Origin of the sequence: Pseudomonas sp. DrBHI1 (assembly GCF_002205115.1) — a bacterium.
Taxonomy (GTDB): Bacteria; Pseudomonadota; Gammaproteobacteria; order Pseudomonadales; family Pseudomonadaceae; genus Aquipseudomonas; species Aquipseudomonas mosselii.
The window spans coordinates 60,199-65,314 of the sequence record NZ_NIBE01000097.1 but is presented as its reverse complement, the minus strand read 5'-3'; the positions used below and the strand labels follow the sequence as shown (position 1 = coordinate 65,314).

Annotated in this window: 1 pseudogene; it reads left to right on the top strand. The window is 68.8% G+C overall.

The annotated features are described in order from the left end of the window. Positions 1-5,116, top strand: a pseudogene (locus CC207_RS27845) (non-ribosomal peptide synthetase); the annotation flags it as partial.

The following is a 5,116-nucleotide window of genomic DNA, read 5'->3' as shown; positions in this document are numbered from 1 at the left end:
GGCATGGCCCGCTTCCAGGGGCCGCTGCATGTGGACGCCTTCGAACGCGCCCTGCAGGCGCTGATCGTGCGCCATGAAACCCTGCGCACCACCTTCCCCAGCATCGACGGCAAGCCCTACCAGTGCGTGGCCGATGACAGCCACCTGCAACTGCACTGGCACGACTTCAGCGCCCTGGCCGACGACGCCCGCCAGCAACGCCTGCAGCAACTGGCCGACGACCAGGCGCACCAGCCGTTCGACCTGGAGCGCGGCCCGCTGCTGCGCGCCTGCCTGGTCAAGGCCGGCGAGCGCGAGCATTACTTTGTCCTGACCCTGCACCACATCGTCACCGAAGGTTGGGCCATGGACATCTTCGCCCGTGAACTGGGCGAGCTGTACGAGGCCTTCGTCGACGAGCGCGAGTCGCCGCTGGCGCCGCTGCCGGTGCAGTACCTCGACTACAGCGTGTGGCAGCGCCAGTGGCTGGAAGGCGGCGAGGGCGCCCGTCAGCTGGCCTACTGGAAAGACCGCCTGGGTGACGAGCACCCGGTGCTGGCGCTGCCGGCCGATCGTCCGCGCCCAGCGGTGCAGAGCCACCAGGGTGAACTCTACCGCTTCGACCTCGATCCGGCGCTGGTCAGGCGCGTGCATGCCTTCAACAGCCAGCGCGGCTTGACCCTGTTCATGACCATGACCGCCACCCTGGCCGCGCTGCTGCACCGCTACAGCGGCCAGCGCGACCTGCGCATCGGCGCGCCGGTGGCCAACCGCATCCGTCCGGAAAGCGAAGGACTGATCGGCGCCTTCCTCAACACCCAGGTGCTGCGCTGCGAGCTGGACGGGCAGATGAGCGCCGACGCGCTGCTCGACCAGGTGCGCCAGACCATCATCGACGGCCAGTCGCACCAGGACCTGCCGTTCGAGCAACTGGTCGAGGCCTTGCAACCGCCGCGTTCGAGCGCCTACAACCCGCTGTTCCAGGTGATGTGCAACGTGCAGCGCTGGGCCTTCCAGCAGAGCCGCGAGCTGGTGGGCATGCAGGTGGACTACCTGGTCAACGACGCCAGTGCCACCAAGTTCGACCTGTACCTGGAGGTCACCGACCTCGACGGCCGCCTGGGCTGCTGCTTCACCTACAGCCGCGACCTGTTCGACGAGCCGCGCATCGCCCGTATGGCCGAGCACTGGCAGCAGTTGCTGGTGGCGTTGATCGATGACCCGCAGCAGCGCCTGTGCGAACTGCCGATGCTCGCCGAAGCCGAGCAGCAGGTGCTGATCGGCCAGCTCCAGGGCGAGCAGGACGTCGAGCTGAACCAGACGCTGCACGGCCTGTTCGCCGCCCAGGCCGAGCGCACCCCGCAGGCCCTGGCCCTGACCTTTGCCGGCAAGCACCTGAGCTATGCCGAGCTCGACCAGCAGGCCAACCGCCTGGCCCGCGCCCTGCGCGAGCGTGGCGTCGGCCCGCAGGTGAGGGTGGGCCTGGCGCTGGAGCGCTCGCTGGAGATGGTGGTGGGCCTGCTGGCCATTCTGAAGGCCGGTGGCGCCTACGTGCCGCTGGACCCGGAATACCCGCTCGACCGCCTGCGCTACATGATCGAGGACAGCCGCCTCGGCTTGCTGATCGGCCAGCGCGACCTGCTCGACACCCTGGGCGAACTGCCGCCGGGCGTCGCGCGCTGGAGCCTGGAGGACGATGCCGCGAGCCTGTCCGCCTACAGCGACGCTGCCCTGGACAACCTCAACCTGGCGCAGCACCAGGCCTACCTGATCTACACCTCCGGCTCCACTGGCAAGCCCAAGGGCGTGGTAGTCAGCCACGGTGAAATCGCCATGCACTGCAAGGCGGTGATCGCCGAGTTCGGCATGCGCAGCGACGACTGTGAGCTGCATTTCTATTCGATCAACTTCGACGCCGCCAGCGAGCGCCTGCTGGTGCCGCTGCTGTGCGGCGCCCGCGTGGTGCTGCGCGCCCAGGGCCAATGGGGCGCCGAGGAAATCTGCCAGCTGGTGCGCGAACAGCAGGTCAGCGTGCTCGGCTTCACCCCGAGCTACGGCAGCCAGCTGGCCCAGTACCTGGCCGGGCAGGGCGAGCAGTTGCCGGTGCGCCTGGTGATCACCGGCGGCGAGGCACTGACCGGCGAACACCTGCAGCGCATCCGCCAGGCCTTTGCCCCGCAACAGTTCTTCAACGCCTACGGCCCGACCGAAACCGTGGTCATGCCGCTGGCGTGCCTGGCACCGGACACGCTGCCCGTCGACGCCGGCAGCGTGCCGATCGGCCGGGTGATCGGCGCCCGCACGGCCTACATCCTTGACGACGACCTGGCCCTGCTGCCACAGGGCGGCATCGGTGAGCTGTACGTGGGCGGCGCGGGCCTGGCCCAGGCTTATCACGACCGTCCAGGCCTGAGTGCCGAGCGCTTCGTCGCCGACCCGTTCAGCCATGACGGTGGCCGCCTGTACCGCACCGGCGACCTGGTACGCCTGCGCGCCGATGGCCTGGTGGAATATGTCGGGCGTGCCGACCAGCAGGTGAAGATCCGTGGCTTCCGTATCGAGCTGGGCGAGATCGAAAGCCGCCTGCAGGAGCACGCCGACGTCGAGGAGGCGGTGGTCCTGGCCCTCGACCTGCCGGGCGGCAAGCAACTGGTGGGCTACCTGGTGTGCCCGCAGGCCAGCGCCGACGGCGAGGCCCAGGCCCAGCTGCGCGAGGCGGTCAAGGCCGACGCCCGCCAGCACCTGCCGGACTACATGGTACCGGCGCACCTGGTGCTGCTCGACAGCCTGCCGCTGATGGGCAACGGCAAGCTCGACCGCCGCGCGCTGCCGGCGCCGGACCTGCAGCAGGCGCGCCAGCACTACCAGGCACCGGCCAATGAGCTGGAAAGCCAATTGGCGCAGGTCTGGCGCGAAGTGCTCAACCTGTCGCGCATCGGCGTGCAGGACAACTTCTTCGAACTGGGCGGCGACTCGATCCTGTCGATCCAGGTGGTCAGCCGGGCCCGTCAGCTGGGGCTGCAGTTCACCCCGCGCGACCTGTTCCAGCACCAGACCATCCAGACCCTGGCGGCGGTGGTGACCCGCAGCGAGGCGCCGGGCAGCATCGAGCAGGGCCCGCGTGAGGGCAGAGCCGGCCTGACGCCAATCCAACACTGGTTCTTCGACAGCGAAGTGCCGCAACCACAGCACTGGAACCAGGCCGTGCTGCTGCAGGTACGCCAGCCGCTGCAGGCCGAGGCGCTGGAGCAGGCCCTGGCCGCGCTGGTCGAACACCATGACAGCCTGCGCCTGCGCTTCGGCCGGGCCAATGGCCGCTGGCAGGCCGAGTACGCCCAGTCGAGCACCCAGCCGTTGCTGTGGACCGCGACCGTGAGCGATTTCGAGAACTGCCAGGCCCTCTATACCGATGCGCAGCGCAGCCTCGACCTTGCCGAGGGGCCGCTGCTGCGCGCCTTGCTGGTCAGCGACGAGCAGGGCGCCCAGCGCCTGCTGCTGACGATCCATCACCTGGTGGTCGATGGCGTGTCCTGGCGTGTCCTGCTGGAAGACTTGCAGGCGCTTTATCGGGGTGAAACGCTGGCCGCCAAGACCCATGCCATGGGCGACTGGGCGGCGCGCCTGGCCAGCTATGCCGGCAGCGATTCGCTGCGTGACGAGCTGGACTGGTGGGAGGCGCAACTGGGCAGCGCCCGTCGCGAACTGCCCTGCGACCATCCCCAGGGCGGCAACCTGCACAGGCATGCCCGCAGCATCGCCATCGAGCTGGACGTCGAACAGACCCGCCAGCTGCTGCAACAGGCGCCGGCGGCCTACCACACCCAGGTCAACGATCTGTTGCTGACCGCCCTGGCGCGCACCCTGTGCCAGTGGAGCGGCGATCAACAGGTGCTGGTGCAGCTTGAAGGCCATGGCCGTGACGGCTTGTTCGAGGACATGGACCTGACCCGCAGCGTCGGCTGGTTCACCAATGCCTACCCGCTGAGCCTGAGCCCGCAGATGGGCGAGGACGAGTCGGCCCGTGCCGGGTCGATCAAGCGCATCAAGGAGCAACTGCGCCAGGTGCCGCACAAGGGGCTGGGCCATGGCGTGCTGCGCTACCTGGCCGACGAGGCCGGGCGCGAACGCATGGCCGCGCTGCCCCAGGCGCGCATCACCTTCAACTACCTGGGCCAGTTCGACCAGCAGTTCGACCAGGCGGCGCTGTTCCAGCCGCTGGACGCCCCCGCGGGCCTGGCCCATGACCTCGATGCGCCGCTGCCGAACTGGCTGAGTGTAGATGGCCAGGTGTACGGCGGCGCGCTGCAACTGCGCTGGAGCTTCAGCGCCGAGCGCTACGACGAAGCGACCATTGCCCGCCTGGCCGAAGCCTACCGCCTGGAGCTGCTGGCCTTGATCGGCCACTGCCTGGCGGACGGCAACGGCAGCTTCACGCCGTCGGACTTCCCGCTGGCGCAACTGACCCAGGAGCAGATCGACGCGCTGCCGATCCCGGCCGCCGAGATCGAGGACGTCTACCCGCTGACGCCGATGCAGGAAGGCCTGCTGTTGCACACCCTGCTCGAGCCGGGCACCGGCATCTACTACATGCAGGACCGCTACCGTATCAACAGCGCCCTCGACCCCGAGCGTTTCGCCCAGGCCTGGCAGGCCGTGGTGGCACGGCACGAGGCGTTGCGCGCATCGTTCAGCTGGAACGCTGGCGAAGCGATGCTGCAGATCATCCACAAGCCCGGCAAGACCCCGATGGACTACCAGGACTGGCGCGGCCTCGACGAGATCGCCCAGGAGGCGCGTCTGCAGGCTTTGCACAAGCAGGAGCGCGAGGCCGGATTCGAACTGCTGCGCGAAGCGCCGTTCCACCTGCGCCTGGTGCGCGTCGACGAGGCACGCTACTGGTTCATGATGAGCAACCACCACATCCTCATCGATGCCTGGTGCCGCTCGCTGCTGATGAACGACTTCTTCGAGATCTACCAGGCCCTGGGCGAGGGACGCCAGGCCCAGTTGCCGGTACCGCCGCGCTACCGCGACTACATCGGCTGGCTGCAGCGCCAGGACCTCGACGAGGCGCGCCAGTGGTGGCAGGCCAACCTGGCCGGCTTCGAACGGGCCACGGCGATCCCCAGCGATCGAC